This window comes from Enterococcus casseliflavus (assembly GCF_029215545.1).
GTDB lineage: Bacteria > Bacillota > Bacilli > Lactobacillales > Enterococcaceae > Enterococcus_D > Enterococcus_D casseliflavus.
In genome coordinates, this window is sequence record NZ_CP119393.1 from 2,555,566 (window position 1) to 2,573,855 (window position 18,290).

Consider the following 18,290-nt stretch of genomic DNA (forward strand, 5'->3'; position numbering starts at 1 on the left):
TTATTGGTTCAACTCTTTGGCTAGCGGCTTGCGCTGCAATTGGACACCAGCAAAACCGACACCAAAGGCAAGCAAAATCACGACAACGTATTTCAGCATGGCACCGAAATCTCCAGTATACAACAACAGTCCTGGAATAAAAGTGATGCCCATCCCAGTGGCAGCTAATTGGAAGACATACGTCGCAAACCCGCCGACTGCGCCTCCCAGCATGCCTGCGCCAAAAATCCGCATCGAGCGTAAGTTGACCCCAAATAGTAAAGGTTCAGTGATCCCAAATAAGGTTGGAACCGCCGCACTGATGGCATTTGAGCGTTTGACTTTGTTTTTATAAATAAATGCCGCAGCAATCGCAGCCCCAAATTGTCCCGCCATACTTGCTGTACCTAAGACTTGTAGGACGTTTTCGCCTGTCGTATTCAATAACCCTAACTCAATAATACTTAACGAATGGTGCAATCCAGTGATTACGATCACTTGCTGAACCCCTCCGTAAATGATATAACCGATGCCCAATGGTGCTTGCACCAAGTAGACGATACTGTTGATGACTGCTCTTTCAGCTACTTGCAAGATTGGTCCTAACGCAAACAAAATCAAACCTAAAGTAATGACAATCGTTAAGAATGGTGTCACGATCAAGTCCATCATTTGCGGAACAAATTTACGGAACCATTTTTCTAGCTTAGAAACTAAGATCCCGACAATAATTGCTGGAAAAATCGACCCTTGATACCCAGAGATCGATAAACCGAATAAGTGCAATGGCTCCGCATCTCCGCTGGCAACTGCCCAAGCGTTCGGCAATTGCGGTGCCACCATCATCAATCCTACCACGATCCCGATGATCGGATTACCGCCGAATTTTTTCGTCGCACTATAGGCGATCAAAACAGGTAAAAAGGCAAACGCTGTATCCGTTAACATTTCAAACATAGCTAACCAGTCAGCACTATAAGTGACCCCCAACTCGGTCAATAATCCCCGAATCCCCATCAAAAGCCCCGTCGTTACCAAAGCTGGAATCAATGGCACCAAGACATCTGACAACGTGCGGACAACTTTTTGGACGGGTGACAGATTCGAATACACATCATCTTTGAAGCCAGCTTTATCAGCGGAGGCGTCATTGCCCATTTCTGCTGCGAAGGCTTGATAAACTTCATTGACTTTTCCTGTTCCAAAAATGAACTGATGCTGTCCCGTGTTGAAAAAATACCCCTTGCTGCCCTCAACTGCTTCCGCTTTGTCTTTATCTACTAACTGATCGTCTTTCAAAATCAAGCGCAAACGTGTGGCACAGTGTTCAAAGTTTTTGACATTTTCTTTGCCGCCAACAGCTTCTAACACTTGGTCGATTGTTTTTTGTTCCTTCATTTTTCCCACTCCTTTGATCGTCGGTCCATTTGTGGAACCGGTTCTACATTTGTAGATTAACAGAAACCGTTTGCAATTGCAAGCAAAGAAAATAAAAAAACAGAACGCCGCAACTGGTCGTCCTGCTTTCTCTAAAAATATTTGCTTTATTTCTCCTGCTTTTCACGCTTGGCAGTCGACTGTTTGACCACTAATCGATTCGGTAATTCGATCACCTCAGGAACCTCTTCCCCTTGCGTCAGTTTTTGGATCGTTAAGACGGCATCGATGCCTAATTGGACATAGGGATATTGGGTCGTTGTGATGGTCGGATAGACATAATCCGTCGAATCATAGCCGCCAAATCCGTTCAAGGAAAAGTCTTGCGGCACTTGGTACCCTAGTTCATGGGCGGCTTTCAATACAGCAACAGCAATATTGTCGGTAGCACAGGCGATGTACGTTGCCGATTGATCTTTCAAGAACACAAGGGCTTTTTGGTACGTTTCTCTTCTTGAAAAGGAGGTTTCGATAAAGTCGACTTTGACGTTGGGCGTTTGTGTTAAGACATCAAGAAATCCTTTTTTCCGCAAGACACCTACCGCATAATCATTTTCGCTGACACCAACAAATAAATAACGTCGGTGGCCAGCGCTGACTGCATATTCTGCCATGGTTTTGCCAGCTTGATAATCTTCATGGACGATGGAATGAATGCCAGCTAACTGTTGACCTAACAATAAAACCGGCATAGGAACCTCTGCCAGCACCGCTTGTAGCTGCGGCGTGATTTTGCGCGCAAACAGGATCATCCCTGCTACTTTTTGTTTGACTAGCATTTCGATATTTTCTAATTCCCGTTCATCGCTTTGATCAGAGTTGGTGATCAGCATTTGATAGCCGTTTTCCCGTGCCGTCGTATCGATCCCTTTCAACACATCATTTGTCGATGGTGAATTCAGTCGAGGAATGATCACGCCCAGCAATTTCGTGTCTTGGGCTTTCAGCGAACGAGCAAATGTATTGGGGCGATAGCCAGTTTCAGCAATGATCTGATCAATTTTTTTGCGCTTTTCTTCACTGATATAACCATTGTTCAGATAGCGGGAAACCGTACTTTTCGCTACTCCCGCCTTTTCAGCAATGTCCTTGATCGTTGTCATGATTTCCCACCTTTGCGTTTTCTTTTATTATAACAATAACTGAAAGAAAAGCGCAGGTTTTGCGTGAAAATTGTTGGGATGGGCGGTTTTGGAATGAAGCTTCACTTTTTCGTTGCTTTAATCCCCTGGTCCTTGGTATGCCATAAATGATCCATCTAAAAAACTTCGTAATTCTGCTTAAAATCTAACATCTATTTTTCTGAGATGTTCATCCATCTTTTCAAACAATATTTCATTGCGGTTTCTTATCTATCTTATGTAAAGTGCGTTTTGAACTTTTGATGTGTTCAAAATACATTAAATCTCACTGTTGTCTTCTCCTTCCATAGTATTGCAAGGTATACTATCTCTAAGAGGTGATACTATGCTTATTACTAAATCAAGTCTACAAGGCAATTCCATCGTCGTTACGCTTCCTTCTGATAACGGAAAAAATCCTCCTGAAAACCAAGAATATATTGTTGTCTACGCAGAGGATGGGACGATCATTCTTGTTCCTAAAATTGAAGATCCTTTTAATGGTGGAGTGGAATCAGAGTTTTATGAAAAAGATGCGTGGGAAGACCTTTCATCTGAAGGGAAAATGATTTTTTAGTAACTAATGTTCAAACATACATTTCCAAAAAGCGACTATCGCTTGGATCGACTTTGCCCCTTCGGCTGGAAAGGAAATTCAAAAAAAAGACGTCCTGGCTTAGATATTTAACCGTTATTCGATTCTGATCATTTTTATAGCAAGCGGCATATAATAAAAAAACCAGCTAAGCTGCGCTTAACTGGTTTTTTCATTAGTAGAAATCGTACTTTAACTTTACTTTAAATCACCTCTACCCACGGTCCATCTTAACCCCGATGCTTTTTCGATAAGTTGCTATTTTTCAGCAGACATTAAATACTATTGAGTACTTCGTTTGCATACTAAGATCGTACCCACACAATTCTTTAAAATAATTTTGATAATCACTTTCAATAATTCTTATAATGTCGGCTTCTGAAAAATCCTCATACTTTGATAAATCAGCTAATAGACTCAGTTTCGCATCAATCCCAAGAATTTTAGGAAAAACCTTCCAAAACGTTTCTTTCGAAATTTCATCTATCAATTGATTTAACCGTTCCAGTTGTTTTTCTAAGTAGTCTTCCAGCATGTTTTTCTCTCTTGGCAGAGATCTAATCTCTTCTAGAAAATATTCGTTATATTCTTTTTTCGTCGAAAACATCAATTCAATTGAACTCCTTTCCACTTTTTACTGATTATTACCATCTACTATAAAAGTAAACCGTGATCCTCTTCATTTAGTGAATGATTTTTCTGAAGTTTTTTTAGATTTGAGAAAGCAGCAAAACCTCCACGGGCTTTGCTGCTTTCTTTTTATATTGACTATTCTAAAAACTAATTATCTTGTTTTTTTCTTCTTGTCAAAGATAATGAAAATGGCAAATAACAGTAGCAGCGATCCAAAAATGATCATGATTCGTTGTCCAACCATCGCTTCCCCAGTATTGGGAAGTTTTGGATCGTTAGAATCTTCCTTCTCATTTTCTGGATTCTTTTTTTCAGGTGTATTTTGCCCACCGTTATTTTCTTCTTTATGATAGACATAAATCACTTCTTGCACGTCATTCGTAAACGTTCCAGATGCGTTATCTGGTATTTCCTTCACGGTCCAACCAGAAATTTCTTTTGGCTTACTCTCGTATGGCAGACCAACTTTTCCGCTTAGAATCGTTGGTTCCGACAGTTGATTTCCTTCGGTGTCTTCATATTTGACTGTTACAGGTGCCGCATCGGAGCGGTCATAGACATAGACCACTTCTTGCGCTTCTTTTCCGAAAATTCCACGAGCATTGCTTGGTGTCTCTGGCACATACCACCCTGGAATTTCTTCCGGTTCGCTTTCATATGGCAGACCAACTTTTCCGCTTAGAATCGTTGGTTCTGACAATTGATTCCCTTCGGTATCCTCATGCTTAACTGTTACAGGTGCCGCATCCGAGCGGTCGTAAACATAGATCACTTCCTGTGGGTCTTCGCTAAAAATTCCACGAGTATTGCTTGGCATTTCTGGCACATACCACCCTGGAATTTCTTTTGGTTCGCTTTCGTATGGCAACCCAACTTTTCCGCTTAATATCGTTGGTTCCGACAGTTGATTCCCTTCGGTGTCTTCATATTTGACTGTTACAGGTGCCGCATCTGAACGGTCATAGATATAGATTACTTTTTGCGCTTCTTCAGTAAACGTTCCAGACACATTGCTTGGCATTTCTGGCACATACCACCCTGGAATATCTTTCGGTTCGCTTTCATATGGCAGACCAACTTTTCCGCTTAGAATCGTTGGTTCCGACAGTTGGTTTCCTTCGGTGTCTTCATACTTGACCGTCACTGGTGCCGCATCCGAACGATCATAGATATAGATTACTTCTTGCGCTTCTTTTCCGAAAATTCCATGAGCATTAGTCGGTGTTTCTGGCACATACCAACCTGGAATTTCTTTCGGTTCGCTTTCATATGGCAAGCCAACTTTTCCGCTTAATATCGTTGGCTCCGAAAGTTGATTTCCTTCGGTATCTTCATACTTAACTGTTACGGGGGCTGCATCCGAACGAGCATAAACGTAGATCACTTCCTGTGACTCTTTTCCAAAAATTCCACGGGCATTGCTTGGTGACTTTGGCACATACCAACCTGGAATTTCTTTCGGTTCGCTTTCATATGGTAAGCCAATTTTCCCGCTTAGAATCGTTGGTTCCGAAAGCTGATTTCCTTCGCCATCTTCATACTTGACGGTTACAGGTGCTGCATCGGAGCGGTCATAGACATAGACCACTTCTTGCGCTTCCTTTCCGAAAATCCCACGAGCATTGCTTGGTGTCTCTGGCACATACCAGCCTGGAATTTCTTTCGGTTCGCTCTCGTACGGCAGACCAACTTTTCCGCTTAAAATCGTTGGTTCTGATAGTTGATTTCCTTCGGTGTCTTCATATTTGACTGTTACGGGGGCTGCATCCGAACGGTCATAGATATAGATTACTTCTTGCGCTTCTTCAGTAAACGTTCCATGAGCATTGCTTGGCATTTCTGGCACATACCAACCTGGAATTTCTTTGGGTTCGCTCTCGTATGGCAGACCAACTTTTCCGCTTAAAATCGTAGGTTCTGATAGTTGATTTCCTTCGGTGTCTTCATAATTGACTGTTACAGGTGCCGCATCGGAGCGATTGTAAACATAGATTACTTCCTGTGACTCTTCGCTAAAAATTCCATGAGCATTAGTCGGTGTTTCTGGCACATACCAACCTGGAATTTCTTTTGGTTCGCTTTCGTATGGTAAGCCAACTTTTCCGCTTAATATCGTTGGTTCCGACAGTTGGTTTCCTTCGCCATCTTCATACTTGACCGTCACTGGTGCCGCATCGGAGCGATCGTAAACATAGAGCACTTCCTGTGGCTCTTCGTTAAAAATTCCATGAGCATTGCTTGGTGTCTCTGGCACATACCACCCTGGAATTTCTTTTGGTTCGCTCTCGTATGGCAACCCAACTTTTCCGCTTAATATCGTTGGTTCCGAAAGTTGATTTCCTTCGGCATCCTCATACTTGACGGTTACAGGTGCTGCATCCGATCGATCGTAAACATAGAGCACTTCCTGTGGGTCTTCGCTAAAAATTCCATGAGCATTGCTTGGTGTCTCTGGCACATACCACCCTGGAATTTCTTTTGGTTCGCTCTCGTATGGCAACCCGACTTTCCCTCTTAATATCGTTGGCTCCGAAAGTTGTTTTCCTTCAGTATCCTCATACTTGACTGTCACTGGTTCCGCATCGGAGCGGTCGTAAACATAGATCACTTCTTGCGGTTCTGCGGTAAATGTTCCAAAAGCGTTACTCGGTGTTTCTGTCAAGGACCAGCCTGGTATTTCCTTTGCTTCAGTTTCATAAGGAAGGCCTATCGTACCGTTTAAAATTGTCTCAGTTGACAATGGATTCCCATCGACATCCTCATATCGAACTGTAACTGGTTGTGCTTCCTTTTTTTCCCACACATAAGTACCAGTCTTGCTTCCGTCATATTCATGAAAAAAGTTAGTTGGTGTCAGGGTTAAATGTTCGGTTGAAAGATTTCCCTCAAGGTCTTTTTCAAAGATCCAATTACCTGTATACAAGTCGGCAGGCATCACATTCTCCGGTAAAGTAGGCCGACGATTTTCAGCAAGATTTAAAAAGGACGTCTTCTCTCCTAAATGTAATCTTTTGAGGCCGTTCATTCCTCTAAACATCCCTCCAGCATTAGCGTTTGTAGAAGTAGAAGAATCCATATTACTTGTGTTCCAATTTGATAAGTCTAATTCTTCTATTTTCGGTGTTACTTCAAATAAATTACGCATACTACTAACACTTGAGGTGTCCCAATTTGAGACATCCAAATGAACTAAGTTTCTAGCTCCTCCAAACATAGACGACATATCTTCAATATTAGAAGTATCCCAATTTGAGACATCAATCGTAGTCAATTTACTGACCCAGTCACCGGTCAAATTGTTGTAAAACATATAATCTGTTCGTTTTACTTTAGAGGTATCCCAATTCGAGACATCGATTTCTGTTAAGCTAGCAGTATTTTGAAAGACCCCCTGCATCCCTTCTACTTTAGAGGTATCCCAATTTGAGACATCCAACTTGGTCACTCTTCTAACACCATTAAACATGTTGTTTATATTCGTGACATTGCCTGTTTTCCAATTGGAGACATCCAGCTCGGTTAATTGACTCGCATTTTGAAACATAAAGAACATACTTGTGACATTAGATGTATCCCAATTTGAAACGTCCAATTCAGTTAAGCTGCTGTTTCCATTAAACATATAGTTCATGATTGTTCCATTAGAAGTATCCCAATTTGAGACATTTAGGGAACGTAAAGCGCTAGCTCTATGAAACATGTAACCAAAGTTTGTTACATTCGAGACATCGATTTTCTCTGCATTCTCGATTGTCTCCAAACTTGTTAATGGTGTATCTAAAGTATGCCCAGAAAACATGTATGCTGAGTTGGCTGGAAAAACGACCGTACCATTTACAACAATTCGAGCAACATTTCTATAGCTTGTTCGCCAAGGGGATGTGTGTGGTGCGCCGGCTGTTCCTTCTTCTAGCACAACTGTTCGAGTTTCTTCATCCCATGTCCACGGAACGGTTCCCCACGTTCCTCTGACTAATGAATCTGATCGCTCATAAACATAAATGACTTCCTGTTCTTCTTCTGTAAATCTACCTGATGCATTAACTGGTGTTTCTATAACAGACCAACCGGGAATTTCTTTCGGTTCACTTGTGTAACGTTCTCCCACCTCCCCATTTAATATGTCTGGTTCGGATAATTCATTTCCTTCAGTATCTTCATACCGTATAGTCACTGGTGCTGAGATTAACCTTTCCCAAACATATGTCCCTGGGTTACTGCCATCATACTGATTCATAAACTCATCAGATGAAGCATAAATTACTGGAGTTGAACCGTTATCCCCCCCATCATTGATACGCTCTATCCATCTTCCAGAGTAGGGTAGACCTGCGTTGATTCTTGGCAATCTTACGTTTGAAGCAAAAATAGATTTCTCACCTAAGGTCAGTTCACGTAACGATTGGGTCATGTCAAACATATTATTCGTATTTGTAACATTCGTTACATCCCAGCTCGAAAGATCAAGACTCGTTAAAGATCTAGCCGAACTGAACATACTCAGCATCGATGTGACATTCGACACGTCCCAGTTTGACACGTCAATAGTAACTAATGAAGTCGCTACTCCAAACATATTCGACATGTTTGTTACACTCGAAACATCCCAACGTGAAAGATCCAAGCTTGTGAGAGAGTTAACCGCATTAAACATCAAGCCCATATCAGTTACACTGGAAACATCCCAGTTTGAAAGGTCTAAGTCGGATAGGGATCTGGCTAGACCAAACATGCTACGCATATTCGTCACGCTTGATACGTCCCAACTTGCAACATCCAAACTCGTTAAAGACTCTGCTGAATTAAACATTCCTCCCATATTTTGTACATTTGATACATCCCAATTTGACACATCTAAGCTTGCTAAAGATCTGGTTTGTCCAAACATTCCATTCATGTCCGTCACATTCGATACATTCCAATTTGATACATCAATATTTTTTAGTGTAGTAACGCCATGAAACATGCGATCCATGTTTGTCACATTTGACACATCGATATTTCCTGCATGCTCAATCGTCAGCAAATCTGTTAGACGTTCTGCTGCTTGCGCTTGCGGTGATCCAAACAACCATGAAACGTCTTCTGGAAAAATAACCTTGCCATTAACAGAAATTTGAACAACATTCGTGTAGGTTTTCCAAGGTGCTGTGGCTGACGTGCCGGCTGCCCCTTCTTCTAACACAATTGTTTTCGTTTCTTCATCCCACGTCCACGGAACAGTTCCCCATACGCCTTCCACATTTTCATCTGACTCTTCATGACTGTCTTCCTTACTACTGTCTTCTGCACTACTATCTACTGATTCTTCATGACTGTCTTCTGTACTACTATCTAATATAGCTTCACTGGAGCTTTCCTCAGAAGAGCTTTCAGATGAATCTGCCTCTATACCACTGTCTGTTTCGGTATGTTCCCCAGATCCATTGGTACTTATGTTTTCTTCAGTTACTGTCGACGGTTGATCGTCTTCTATCAATTGCCTTTCTTCATAACGATCTGCATTTCCATCCGCCAATTCACTTAGAAACCCTTCAGCAACAGGAACATCCGTCATTTCCAAATTATTTTCTAAGCTGTCGTTTTGAGAGCCATCCTTTACTGTATTAGCAAATACAGTGAGCGGCTGTCCTAGAGTCATTGCAATGACCAACATTATGTAACCTAACTTGCGTATCACTTCCCTAACACTCCTTTTCTTTTTAACGTAAACTTCTTGAAACATGAAAAATAATTATTCATGCAGACACTGCCGAATTGGTAGAATAATCTATCACGAGCTTGGAAGTTCTAAACAAAAGTATATAAGGATGTTTTTTAATAAAAAAATCATGTTTTTCACCCTAGGGGGAAATTAAGTATAAAAAAACCTATGCAAAAGGCTTTCTTTCCTTCTGAATAGGTAAAAAATAGGGTTATTATTTTAATTATTTTATAAGTTCGAACATTTTTGGTTCGATCGTTTTAAATAAGAGTTCCCAATCTTGTTTATCTGGAACTGTTTTCAATAATAGGCAGTTGGTGCTCACCTTATACTCTGACAAGTATTCACTGTAGTTTGTCACAATTAAATCAATATCTTCTTGGTTTAAGAATTCTTCCGTCAAAGCTGGAATCGTAATAAAAAAGATTTGATGACGATCACCAAAGTATTGATATACTCGCGATCTTATCAATTGACAGACATACAGATCGCCTTCTAATAAAAAAACAATTCTCTTGCTTTTGTACAAATACTGTTCTTTCAATCTTTCTCCCAGCAAAGTTAAGCTCGCCGTAATATCTTCCAAAAAGTCTTCTGTTATTCCTGATTCAGCGAAAAAGGAGCGCAAAAAATGATGATTGTTGATGTATGATTCTTTGCATTCATGTTTTGTTTTCTCTATGATTTCTGACATTATTCTATTTTGAACTGGTGAAATAAGATGATTCACGTACCTAGAAAGGAAGAACGCACGATAGATCCATAAAAGTTCTGATGTATACAACTCAGGCGAGCAATTCTTGAGATAGTTTTCAGTTAAATGAGCAAAAGAATCAATGCGCTGCAATTGCGTACAGAATACCTTATCTTGGTCTATTTGATCAAAAGGCCGTTTGGCAATCGTTACTAAAAATAGCCAACAGAGCTCATCTGCACATAATTCCACTTGATAGATCTTTTGAATTCTTTGCTGAATCAAGAATAAATTAAGAAAATCCTTGTTATTCCTAACACTCTTGTAAAGATTTGTTGGTACATTGATCCTCTTTCCCTGGCGTACTCGCTCGATAGCAATATATAAATTATAGTAAAATTCATTTGGAGAAGTACCTGTACCAATCGTAATTTCCTTGATTTTAGATAAAAAAGTTTGATAGATCAATTCATGAATCTCTTTTGGAGGAACCAACGTATGAGGGGTCATTTCCCCTTCATAGTAAAAATCTTTGAAAAACTTTCGGATGTTTGCTTCATCGCCTTTTAAATCAATGGGAGTGAGTGATAGTTTTAATCCGTATTCTTTAAGAACCGGCTCAATTTGTCTCAAATAGCGTCGAAATGACGTTTCTGATATGTGAAATCGGTCAATTAATTCCGCTACGTCCTCTAGCTCTCCATAGAAAACGTTTCCCAATAATTCAAACAAAATTTCATTTTGCAATAGTTTTTCTTTTTGTTCAATAAATCGAAGGAAGTTCTTTTTTTCGAAAAGGTACCCATTGTTCGTTGAAACAATATGCGCACTATCAGAAAAATACTCCTTTAGCTTATTTATATCAGTTAAAATCGTCCGTTCTGAAACCTCATTTAGTTTAGCTAATTGACCCTTAGTCGCTTTTTGTGTCCGCTCAAAAAGATTCAATATACGAAACCAGCGAATAGTTGTTGGATCAACAATAAACTTTAACTGCAGATCTTTCATCCTAACACCTCCCAACTTTATAGAAAATCATACCATGTATTTTTAACCCATAATAATTTTTTCATTCCTTTTCTAACTTACTACATTTTCTCAATGATGTGAACGTCACTTGTAAATGAATATTTTTTTGCTATTGATCAAAGACTCTAGTCAAAAAATATCAAAACAATTACTGCTGAAAAGAAGGCGTTATTTATCTAATCTAAACAAAGAACAATTGAAGTAAGAAAACCTATACAAAATCAGCTACGCCAAACCTTTTCCTTTTGCATGTGCTATCATTTGATTGAAGAAAATTATAAGTTAGAATCAATGATTCGTTTTTTTAAATCAGAATAAAATCATATGAATGTTAGGTAAAAATAGATTGCCTTAACCACTCCTCGTATTTGTAAAAAATGAAAAAAACTACTATTCAGCATCCATCGCTTTAATAAACACTGTTTTTACTTTTTCAGTTTGTATTTATCAACTCTTATTATCAATACAAAAAAACAGCTAAGCCGCAAGCTTAACTGTTCTTTCTTTTTATAATTGATAAAGTTCTTAATCACAAAACGTCTCTATCACACATTCAAAATCCACATAAACCCAAGAAAGACAAAGAACAAGCCGTACATGATTGGTGAGACTTCTTTGCCGCGTTTGGCTGCTAACATGGTGATTGGGTAAAAGATGAAGCCTAAGGCGATCCCATCGGAGATGCTGTAGGTCAACGGCATGCCTAGTAGAATCAAGAAGGCTGGGATTGCGATTTCCATTTCGTGCCATTTGATTTCTCGCAGCGATTGTGCCATCAGCACGCCAACGACGATCAGTGCTGGTGCCGTCACTTGGGAAGTAACAACGGATAGCAATGGTGAAAAGAACAGGCCGAACAAGAAGAAAATTCCAGTCGTCACGGCAGTCAAGCCAGAACGACCGCCCACGGCGATCCCAGCGGAGGATTCCACATATGCGCCTACTGGTGAGGTCCCTAATAAAGAACCAGCGAGCATGGCGGTGGAGTCAGAAGCAAGTGCTTTGCCGACCCGCGGCATTTTGTTGTCTTTCATAAAGCCCGCTTGATTGGCAAGTCCTACCAAGGTGCCTGCAGTATCAAAGAAAGTGACGAGTAAGAAAGTCAGTACTACGACCCACATTTGCAGGGAGTTGATGTCTCCTACATGGTTTAGCGCCACTAAGAATGTGGAAGAAATACTCGGTGCAGCAGAAACGATACTGGATGGTGCTTGGATCAAGCCAGTCAAAAGACCTAAAACAGTTGTTGCGGCCATCCCGATAAAAATTCCACCAGGAACTCTGCGAACCATCAAGACGGCAGTGATCACTAAACCAAAAATCGTCAGCCACGTCGTACCGACACTCAATGAGCCTAGTGCCACAAGGGTCGAATCGTCGGAAACGATGATCCCGCCTTCGCTCAATCCCAAAAAGGCGATGAACAGACCGATCCCACCAGAGATGGCATATTTTAAATCAGCAGGAATCGCATCAATGATCAGCTCCCGTAATTTGAAGATCGTGATCACGATGAAAATCAGTGATGCCACAAACACACCCGCTAATGCTGTTTGCCATGGAACCCCCATTCCAATACAGACTGAATAAGAAAAGAAGGCGTTGATCCCTAATGCGGGTGCCGTAGCGATCGGGTATTTTGCTAAAACCCCCATCAAGATACAGCCCAATGCACTGGCTAGCGCCGTTGCTGTAAAGACGGCACCTTCGTCCATCCCAGATGCCCCAAGGACCGTTGGATTGACGAATAAAATATAGGCCATCGAGATAAAGGTGGTAAAACCAGCTAAGATTTCTCGTTTGACCGTTGTTTGTAAGGCATCCAGCCCAAAAAAGGAATTGATTTGATTCTTCATTTTTACTCCTCCAGCAATCAAGCAAAGGTGTCGCCATTGCTTGATTTTTTATAATGAAAACGACGAAATCAATCATAAACCAACTTTATCTGCAAGTAAATATTATCCAGTTAAAAAAACCAATAAAACGCTTTTTCCAACATCTTACCCTTAGCTGTTTCTAATCAACGTGTAACGACTTCTCATTCACCAATTGCTCCAACTGTTCCTTGGTGGTGCGCTTGATGGAAAGCTTCGGCAGCTCCTTCAACGAAAAGTAATCGCTGTTAGAGGTTTCACTATTTTTGATAAAATCTCCTGCCAAAACATCACAGGCAAAGACCAGCTTATAGTATTGAAACACTTGCGGAATGTCTGGTCTTAGATTCGTATCAAAAATTGCTCGCAGCTCCTTGACCTCAACGAGTAAGCCAGTTTCTTCCAGCACTTCTTTTTTGATGTTTTCCCGTGGCGTCAAGCCAATTTCTGCATAGCCTCCTGGCAGTGACCATTCTTTCGTCAGGCTGGCTTCCACCAGTAAGATTTTTTCGTCTTTTTGGATCAATGCTCGTACATCGACTTTGGGCGTAGGATAGCCCTCATTTTTTTCTGTTAAAAGGGTCAACGCAGCTGCGTCTTGATCCACGACGGTACTCATCAAATGCAATGCCAACTCTTTGATCTCTTGGTAACGTTCCTTATCGTACACATCTTTGCCATAGTACAAACCTGCTTCAGCGATCGATAACAGGCGTTTGTATTGCGCAAAATAATCTTTCATCCATTCCCCGCCTTTTCCATTTCTCTGTTATGTTTCTTATTCTAGAGGAATTCGGCGGTTTTGCAAAAGATTGGCAACCCAATCATTGAATTCTCGTTGCTGCCATCGCCTGATAAACGCAGATTTTTGTAAAATCAGCCGATTTAAGGGACAATGAAAAGAGCAGAACGATTTTTCTCAGAAAGGATGATGAAGGTGAACTTAACGCCTGATTTAGTTTCCAAAGAACAATTGATTGGAAAAATTCAAAAAGATATGGACCAAACGATGCTCGTCTATGCACTTTTAGTTTGTGCAACGCTGATTGCTTCGATTGGTTTGAATTACAATTCCACTACCTCGATTATCGGGGCAATGTTGATTTCGCCACTTTTAAATGGGATCAACGGGATTGGCTTTGGTTTAGGTCTTTCCCACTTGCGCTTAGTCAAAAAAGGGCTGCTGGTCTTTAGCATCCAAGTCATCATCGTACTTATCATCTCATTTGCCTTTTTCTTACTCACGCCAGTCAAAGATACAACCCCTGAAATCATGACCCAGACGTCTGCGACGATTTGGGATATTTGCATCGCATTGATCGGTGGTTCAGCACTGGCTTTTGCCAAAGTCAGAGGCCGCGACAACGATGTCATTATCGGTGTCTCCATCGGGACGTCCCTGATTTTGCCGCTTTGTGTGACGGGTTATGGGCTGTCGATCAAAGATTATTCGATTTCATGGGAGTCTGCTCAACTCTTCTTCACCAATTCCTTTTTGATTTGTTTTTCCTTGTTCATTACCATCTGGCTGTTGCAGTATGGAGATTTCCGTCACCAAAAATGGTGGAAGTTTGCCGTGGTTGCCTTACCGATCACGGTCATTGGGAGTTTCTTCGTTTATACGACGATCCAAACGACCATCGCGGAATACCATGCCAAGCGTTTTGTAGAAGCCAAACTGGGGGAACATTATTTGCTGGAGCAAACACTTAATGAGCAGAAACAATCCCTTGAATTAAAACTCGTCGGTGAACCACTCTCGAAACAAGCGGTCGCGCAGCTTGAAGCAAGTCTTAAAAACTATGCTTTGCCCGACTACCAGCTCAAGGTCAACGTCTATTCTGCCAATAAAGAGGGGCAATTTGATGCCAAAGTATTAGCCGAAATCCTCCAAGTTCAAAACCAAGGAACTTCGAAATTTTTGGGCTTAGACTAAAAAAACAGGTGCTGCCCTTTTCAGGTGTAGCGCCTGTTTTTCTTCAATTTAAGTCATTGAGTTGTTCAGCGATTCTCTCGATCAACGGGCGATAATCCACTTGCTCGTAATCTTCCACATTGACTTCGATAAGCGCTCCTAACTGAAAGTCATCGTAACGGCGATCCATGATGATTTGCCGAAACGCTTCTTTGGTTATATGGTTGGTTGCAGCTTGTCTATCTTTCAGCACATCCCCGTAATGGTACCGTTCCATGATGAAACTTAAATGGCGGTCATCCGCTCGATCACGTAAGTAACGTCTTTCCCATAAGGTTTCAAAAGAAGCAGTCAAGCGAATGGTCAAACACACATAGCCATAGCTTTGGGCGAGAAAAGTTAGCAAGGGCTTCTGCTTTTCACTAAAGGGGTATTCCGAGACCACCAAGCGTTTTCCTAAAGACATGTACAAGCCCAATGCCTGATAGTAAAAAGGCCAAACATACTGCTTTTCGATCTGGGCTTTTTCTGCCAATGAATCAAAGCCGAGGGATTCGGCATAGCACTCTTTGATTTCATCTGGCGTAAGAGCGAAAAGATCAGGAAAACGTTTCTTCAACAGATTCAGTAAATAACTTTTTCCAGTTCCAGGGCTGCCTGCCAATAAAACAAGCATCTTTTTGCGTACCATCTATTTGCCGATCGCAGTCGGCGCTTTCGTATTCATGAAAAGGCCGATCTTGTGCTTGACGATTTCTTTGATGGCTTCATTGGATGGGATCACGTTGTGACGCAATGATTTGTTGACTTCCGTTGCCCCAAAATTTTCTTTCGCAATCTTCGTCCAGTTCACCAACAATTCAGTACCTACATTAAACTTACGAATGCCGTTATTGATCAATTCAGGATAATCTTCTTCTTTGACGCCAGTTCCTCCATGAATGACTAGCGGCACGTCGACGACTGCATGGATCTCCTTCAATAACTCAACATTCACTTCGGTTTTGGAGCGGAATTGACCGTGATTGGTTCCGATAGCGATGGCTAGCGCATCGACGCCAGTAGCAGCGACAAATTCTACCGCATCTTCTGGGCGTGTGAAGACTTTATCGTCTTCTTCCACATGAATGCCTTCTTCTGTGCCGCCGATCGTTCCTAGTTCTCCTTCGACGGACACCCCATGGGCATGAGCGTATTCTACGACTGCGCGCGTTTTCAAAATGTTTTCTTTGAAGGGCAAATGCGAGCCATCATACATCACCGAGCTATAGCCGCTATCAATCGCCGCTTTGATCTCATCGAAATCTCTGGCATGGTCCAAATGCAAGACAGCATCTACTAGCTCGTGATCGGCAATCGTTTTGACGACATTGACCAAGACATCATAACCAATGTATTTCGCTGTATCGATACTTGTTTGAATGATGATGGGTGCCCCCATTTCTTTGGCTGCCCGCAGCATACTTGGCAGCATTTCTAAATTATGGGTATTAAAAGCCCCCACTGTAAAATTCAATGCTTCTGCTGTTTTCGTTACTTCTTTTAATGTTGTATACATCCTTGATTCCACCTCGTCTAGTTTAATTGCCGCTGATCGTAAGTTGTTTGGCGATTTGCCGCATTTCTTCCATTTTGTCCATGTAATAGTCGATCTTTGCATCGTCGCCGTTTCGTGCGGCGGCGGCACGTTGAGCATTGTAAAGGGACATCAGTTTTTTGTAGCCGTCCCCGATCGATTGTTTCGCCTGCAAGCTTTTTTCCAATGCGTCGATCGCTTCTTCTGTGCGGGAAAGTTTTGCCTGCGCTAAGCCTAACGCTTCATACAATTTTGCTTGTTCGTCGATGTCGGGTTCTGCTTGCAACTGACTTTCTAGTGTTGCAATAAGCGCCTCTGCCTCTTGGCTTTCTTCAGCGGTCAAAGGAACCGCTGGTGTTTCTGTGGGCTTTTTTTCTTTTTTGAAAAAAGAGAACATGGGTCTTCCTCCTAGCGATTAAAAGTTTTTCAATAAGGGACTGATGATCCAAGCATATAGCAAGGCTGCCGTGACGGTATCCACATCAGTTGCCGTAGCGTTAACAAAGCCCATTTGATTGAAGATCGTTACAAGTAGGGCTGGCAGTAACGTAATGAAGAAGCCGTGAAAGATTCCTCCGATGATCGCCCCTCGACGTCCACCGACCGCATTGCCGAAGATCCCAGCGGTACCGCCTGCAAAGAAGTTCGTCAGCATCCCTGGCAAGATCATCGCCAAGCCAAAGACTGGTAAAACGAACATGGCGATGACTGTCCCAATCGTTGTAGTAATGAAGCCTAAAATAACTGCATTGGGGCTATATGGGAAGAACACTGGGCAATCGAGTGCTGGTTTTGCATCAGGCACCAATTTCATGGCGATCCCACGAAACGCAGGGACGATCTCGCCTAAGAGCAACCGAACGCCAGCTAGCAAAACATAGACCCCAACCACGAATTGGATGGCTTGCAAGAAGGCATACATGATATAGTTTTGATCACCAGAGAGCGTAGAAGCAAAGGTTTCTCCAGCAAACAAGACCGTCACGATATACAGTGGAACCATCACGACCATGACAGAAAGATAGGTATCTTGTAAAAATTCAAAAGAACGTGGCAGTTTGATGTCTTCGATCGATTTTTTCTTCTCGCCTCTTTCTCCAAACAGATAGGCAACGCCTGCTTCAAAGAGGTAGCCGATCGTACAGAAATGTCCGAGAGCAATGTCGTCTGACCCAGTGACTTTGCGGATGATGGGCTGAGCCATCGCTGGCATCGCTACGGCAAAGATCGCCCCAATCAACCCACCGACAAGAATCAAGACAACGCCCCGTAAACCAGCGAAATAGCCAAAGACCGTCGTCATGGTCGCCATCCATAAAATGGCTTGACCCGTTAAGAAGATATATTTCCATTTTGTAAAGCGTGCCAATAAAATATTAAAAACAAAGATGGCTAAAAATGTCAGCGCTATGTCCCGACCCAAGCCCAACTCATTCATCGCTTGCCCGTTGATGGCTTCGATGGAAGGAATTATGCCTTGCATGTCGAATCCTTCTGTGAAAATCTCGCCGAAATAGGTCAAACTACCGACGATGATGCTAGAACCAGCGCTTAAAACCTGGAAGCCCAATAGCGTCTTCAAACTTCCTGAAATGACTTGACCTGCTGACTTTTTCTGAAGCAGCAGCCCTAACATCGCGATTAAAGCGATCGTGATCGATGCCTGCGTTAAAATATTATCAATGATAAAATTGATGATGCCCATTTTTTCAAACTCCCTTCGTCATACCTCT

General features: G+C 41.8%; 13 protein-coding genes. 2 read left to right on the plus strand and 11 right to left on the minus strand.

Annotated elements, in window-relative coordinates; all coding sequences use genetic code 11:
- Both P0G38_RS12300 and P0G38_RS12305 read right to left on the minus strand, forming a co-directional pair.
- Entirely contained in the window at positions 1-1,377 is a 1,377-nt protein-coding gene (locus P0G38_RS12300) for a PTS transporter subunit EIIC (protein ID WP_275851445.1), read from the minus strand.
- A 146-nt stretch (positions 1,378-1,523) separates the two neighbouring features.
- Positions 1,524-2,519 carry a LacI family DNA-binding transcriptional regulator gene (locus P0G38_RS12305; protein WP_275851448.1) on the minus strand — a complete coding sequence of 332 codons (996 nt, stop codon included), beginning with the start codon at positions 2,517-2,519 and terminating at the stop codon, positions 1,524-1,526.
- A 364-nt stretch (positions 2,520-2,883) separates the two neighbouring features.
- On the opposite strand from P0G38_RS12305, the gene mazE reads away from it, so the two are divergent.
- A complete protein-coding gene (mazE, locus tag P0G38_RS12310; protein WP_074534981.1) occupies positions 2,884-3,114 on the plus strand; it encodes a type II toxin-antitoxin system PemI/MazE family antitoxin in 231 nt (76 codons plus the stop codon).
- A gap of 283 nt (positions 3,115-3,397) precedes the next feature.
- On the opposite strand, the gene P0G38_RS12315 is transcribed toward mazE, so the two are convergent.
- From P0G38_RS12315 to P0G38_RS12335, 5 genes are all read right to left on the minus strand, one after another.
- Complete coding sequence (locus tag P0G38_RS12315; RefSeq protein ID WP_275851450.1) at positions 3,398-3,739, minus strand: DUF7006 family protein; 342 nt, start codon at positions 3,737-3,739, stop codon at positions 3,398-3,400.
- A 177-nt stretch (positions 3,740-3,916) separates the two neighbouring features.
- Positions 3,917-9,445: a MucBP domain-containing protein gene (locus tag P0G38_RS12320; protein WP_275851453.1), complete on the minus strand. Its 5,529-nt coding sequence runs from the start codon at positions 9,443-9,445 to the stop codon at positions 3,917-3,919.
- Positions 9,446-9,692: 247 nt separating this feature from the next.
- A complete protein-coding gene (locus P0G38_RS12325; RefSeq protein WP_275851456.1) occupies positions 9,693-11,171 on the minus strand; it encodes an AcpB/EbpR/MafR family transcriptional regulator in 1,479 nt (492 codons plus the stop codon).
- A gap of 566 nt (positions 11,172-11,737) precedes the next feature.
- Positions 11,738-13,048 (minus strand): NCS2 family permease, encoded by a 1,311-nt coding sequence (locus P0G38_RS12330; protein ID WP_081116571.1) that lies wholly within the window; start codon positions 13,046-13,048, stop codon positions 11,738-11,740.
- A gap of 160 nt (positions 13,049-13,208) precedes the next feature.
- Positions 13,209-13,808, minus strand: a complete 600-nt coding sequence (locus P0G38_RS12335) for an NUDIX hydrolase N-terminal domain-containing protein (RefSeq protein WP_275851461.1) — start codon at positions 13,806-13,808, stop codon at positions 13,209-13,211.
- A gap of 189 nt (positions 13,809-13,997) precedes the next feature.
- Between P0G38_RS12335 and P0G38_RS12340 the strand changes: the two genes are divergently transcribed.
- Complete coding sequence (locus P0G38_RS12340) at positions 13,998-15,002, plus strand: DUF389 domain-containing protein (RefSeq protein ID WP_275851464.1); 1,005 nt, start codon at positions 13,998-14,000, stop codon at positions 15,000-15,002.
- 43 nt (positions 15,003-15,045) lie between these two features.
- On the opposite strand, the gene P0G38_RS12345 is transcribed toward P0G38_RS12340, so the two are convergent.
- Genes P0G38_RS12345 through P0G38_RS12360 form a run of 4 tightly spaced genes read right to left on the minus strand, consistent with a single transcriptional unit; the run spans position 15,046 to position 18,262 of the window.
- On the minus strand, positions 15,046-15,672 hold the full coding sequence (locus P0G38_RS12345; protein ID WP_275851468.1) for a P-loop nucleotide/nucleoside kinase family protein: 627 nt from the start codon (positions 15,670-15,672) through the stop codon (positions 15,046-15,048).
- Positions 15,673-16,539 carry a class II fructose-bisphosphate aldolase gene (locus P0G38_RS12350; protein ID WP_010747730.1) on the minus strand — a complete coding sequence of 289 codons (867 nt, stop codon included), beginning with the start codon at positions 16,537-16,539 and terminating at the stop codon, positions 15,673-15,675. It abuts the gene before it with no gap.
- 22 nt (positions 16,540-16,561) lie between these two features.
- Positions 16,562-16,954 (minus strand): tetratricopeptide repeat protein, encoded by a 393-nt coding sequence (locus tag P0G38_RS12355; protein WP_275851477.1) that lies wholly within the window; start codon positions 16,952-16,954, stop codon positions 16,562-16,564.
- Positions 16,955-16,972: 18 nt separating this feature from the next.
- A complete protein-coding gene (locus tag P0G38_RS12360; RefSeq protein ID WP_008379073.1) occupies positions 16,973-18,262 on the minus strand; it encodes a PTS sugar transporter subunit IIC in 1,290 nt (429 codons plus the stop codon).
- Between the last annotated feature and the right edge of the window lie 28 nt (positions 18,263-18,290).

Excerpts from the sequence above, each read along its gene's own strand:
- P0G38_RS12305 (WP_275851448.1), bottom strand. The coding sequence starts at position 2,519 with ATGACAACGATCAAGGACATTGCTGAAAAGGCGGGAGTAGCGAAAAGT.
- P0G38_RS12335 (WP_275851461.1), bottom strand. The coding sequence starts at position 13,808 with ATGAAAGATTATTTTGCGCAATACAAACGCCTGTTATCGATCGCTGAA.
- P0G38_RS12330 (WP_081116571.1), bottom strand. The coding sequence starts at position 13,048 with ATGAAGAATCAAATCAATTCCTTTTTTGGGCTGGATGCCTTACAAACA.
- P0G38_RS12355 (WP_275851477.1), bottom strand. The coding sequence starts at position 16,954 with ATGTTCTCTTTTTTCAAAAAAGAAAAAAAGCCCACAGAAACACCAGCG.
- P0G38_RS12315 (WP_275851450.1), bottom strand. The coding sequence starts at position 3,739 with ATGTTTTCGACGAAAAAAGAATATAACGAATATTTTCTAGAAGAGATT.
- mazE (WP_074534981.1), top strand. The coding sequence starts at position 2,884 with ATGCTTATTACTAAATCAAGTCTACAAGGCAATTCCATCGTCGTTACG.
- P0G38_RS12300 (WP_275851445.1), bottom strand. The coding sequence starts at position 1,377 with ATGAAGGAACAAAAAACAATCGACCAAGTGTTAGAAGCTGTTGGCGGC.
- P0G38_RS12360 (WP_008379073.1), bottom strand. The coding sequence starts at position 18,262 with ATGGGCATCATCAATTTTATCATTGATAATATTTTAACGCAGGCATCG.
- P0G38_RS12325 (WP_275851456.1), bottom strand. The coding sequence starts at position 11,171 with ATGAAAGATCTGCAGTTAAAGTTTATTGTTGATCCAACAACTATTCGC.
- P0G38_RS12350 (WP_010747730.1), bottom strand. The coding sequence starts at position 16,539 with ATGTATACAACATTAAAAGAAGTAACGAAAACAGCAGAAGCATTGAAT.
- P0G38_RS12340 (WP_275851464.1), top strand. The coding sequence starts at position 13,998 with ATGAAGGTGAACTTAACGCCTGATTTAGTTTCCAAAGAACAATTGATT.
- P0G38_RS12345 (WP_275851468.1), bottom strand. The coding sequence starts at position 15,672 with ATGGTACGCAAAAAGATGCTTGTTTTATTGGCAGGCAGCCCTGGAACT.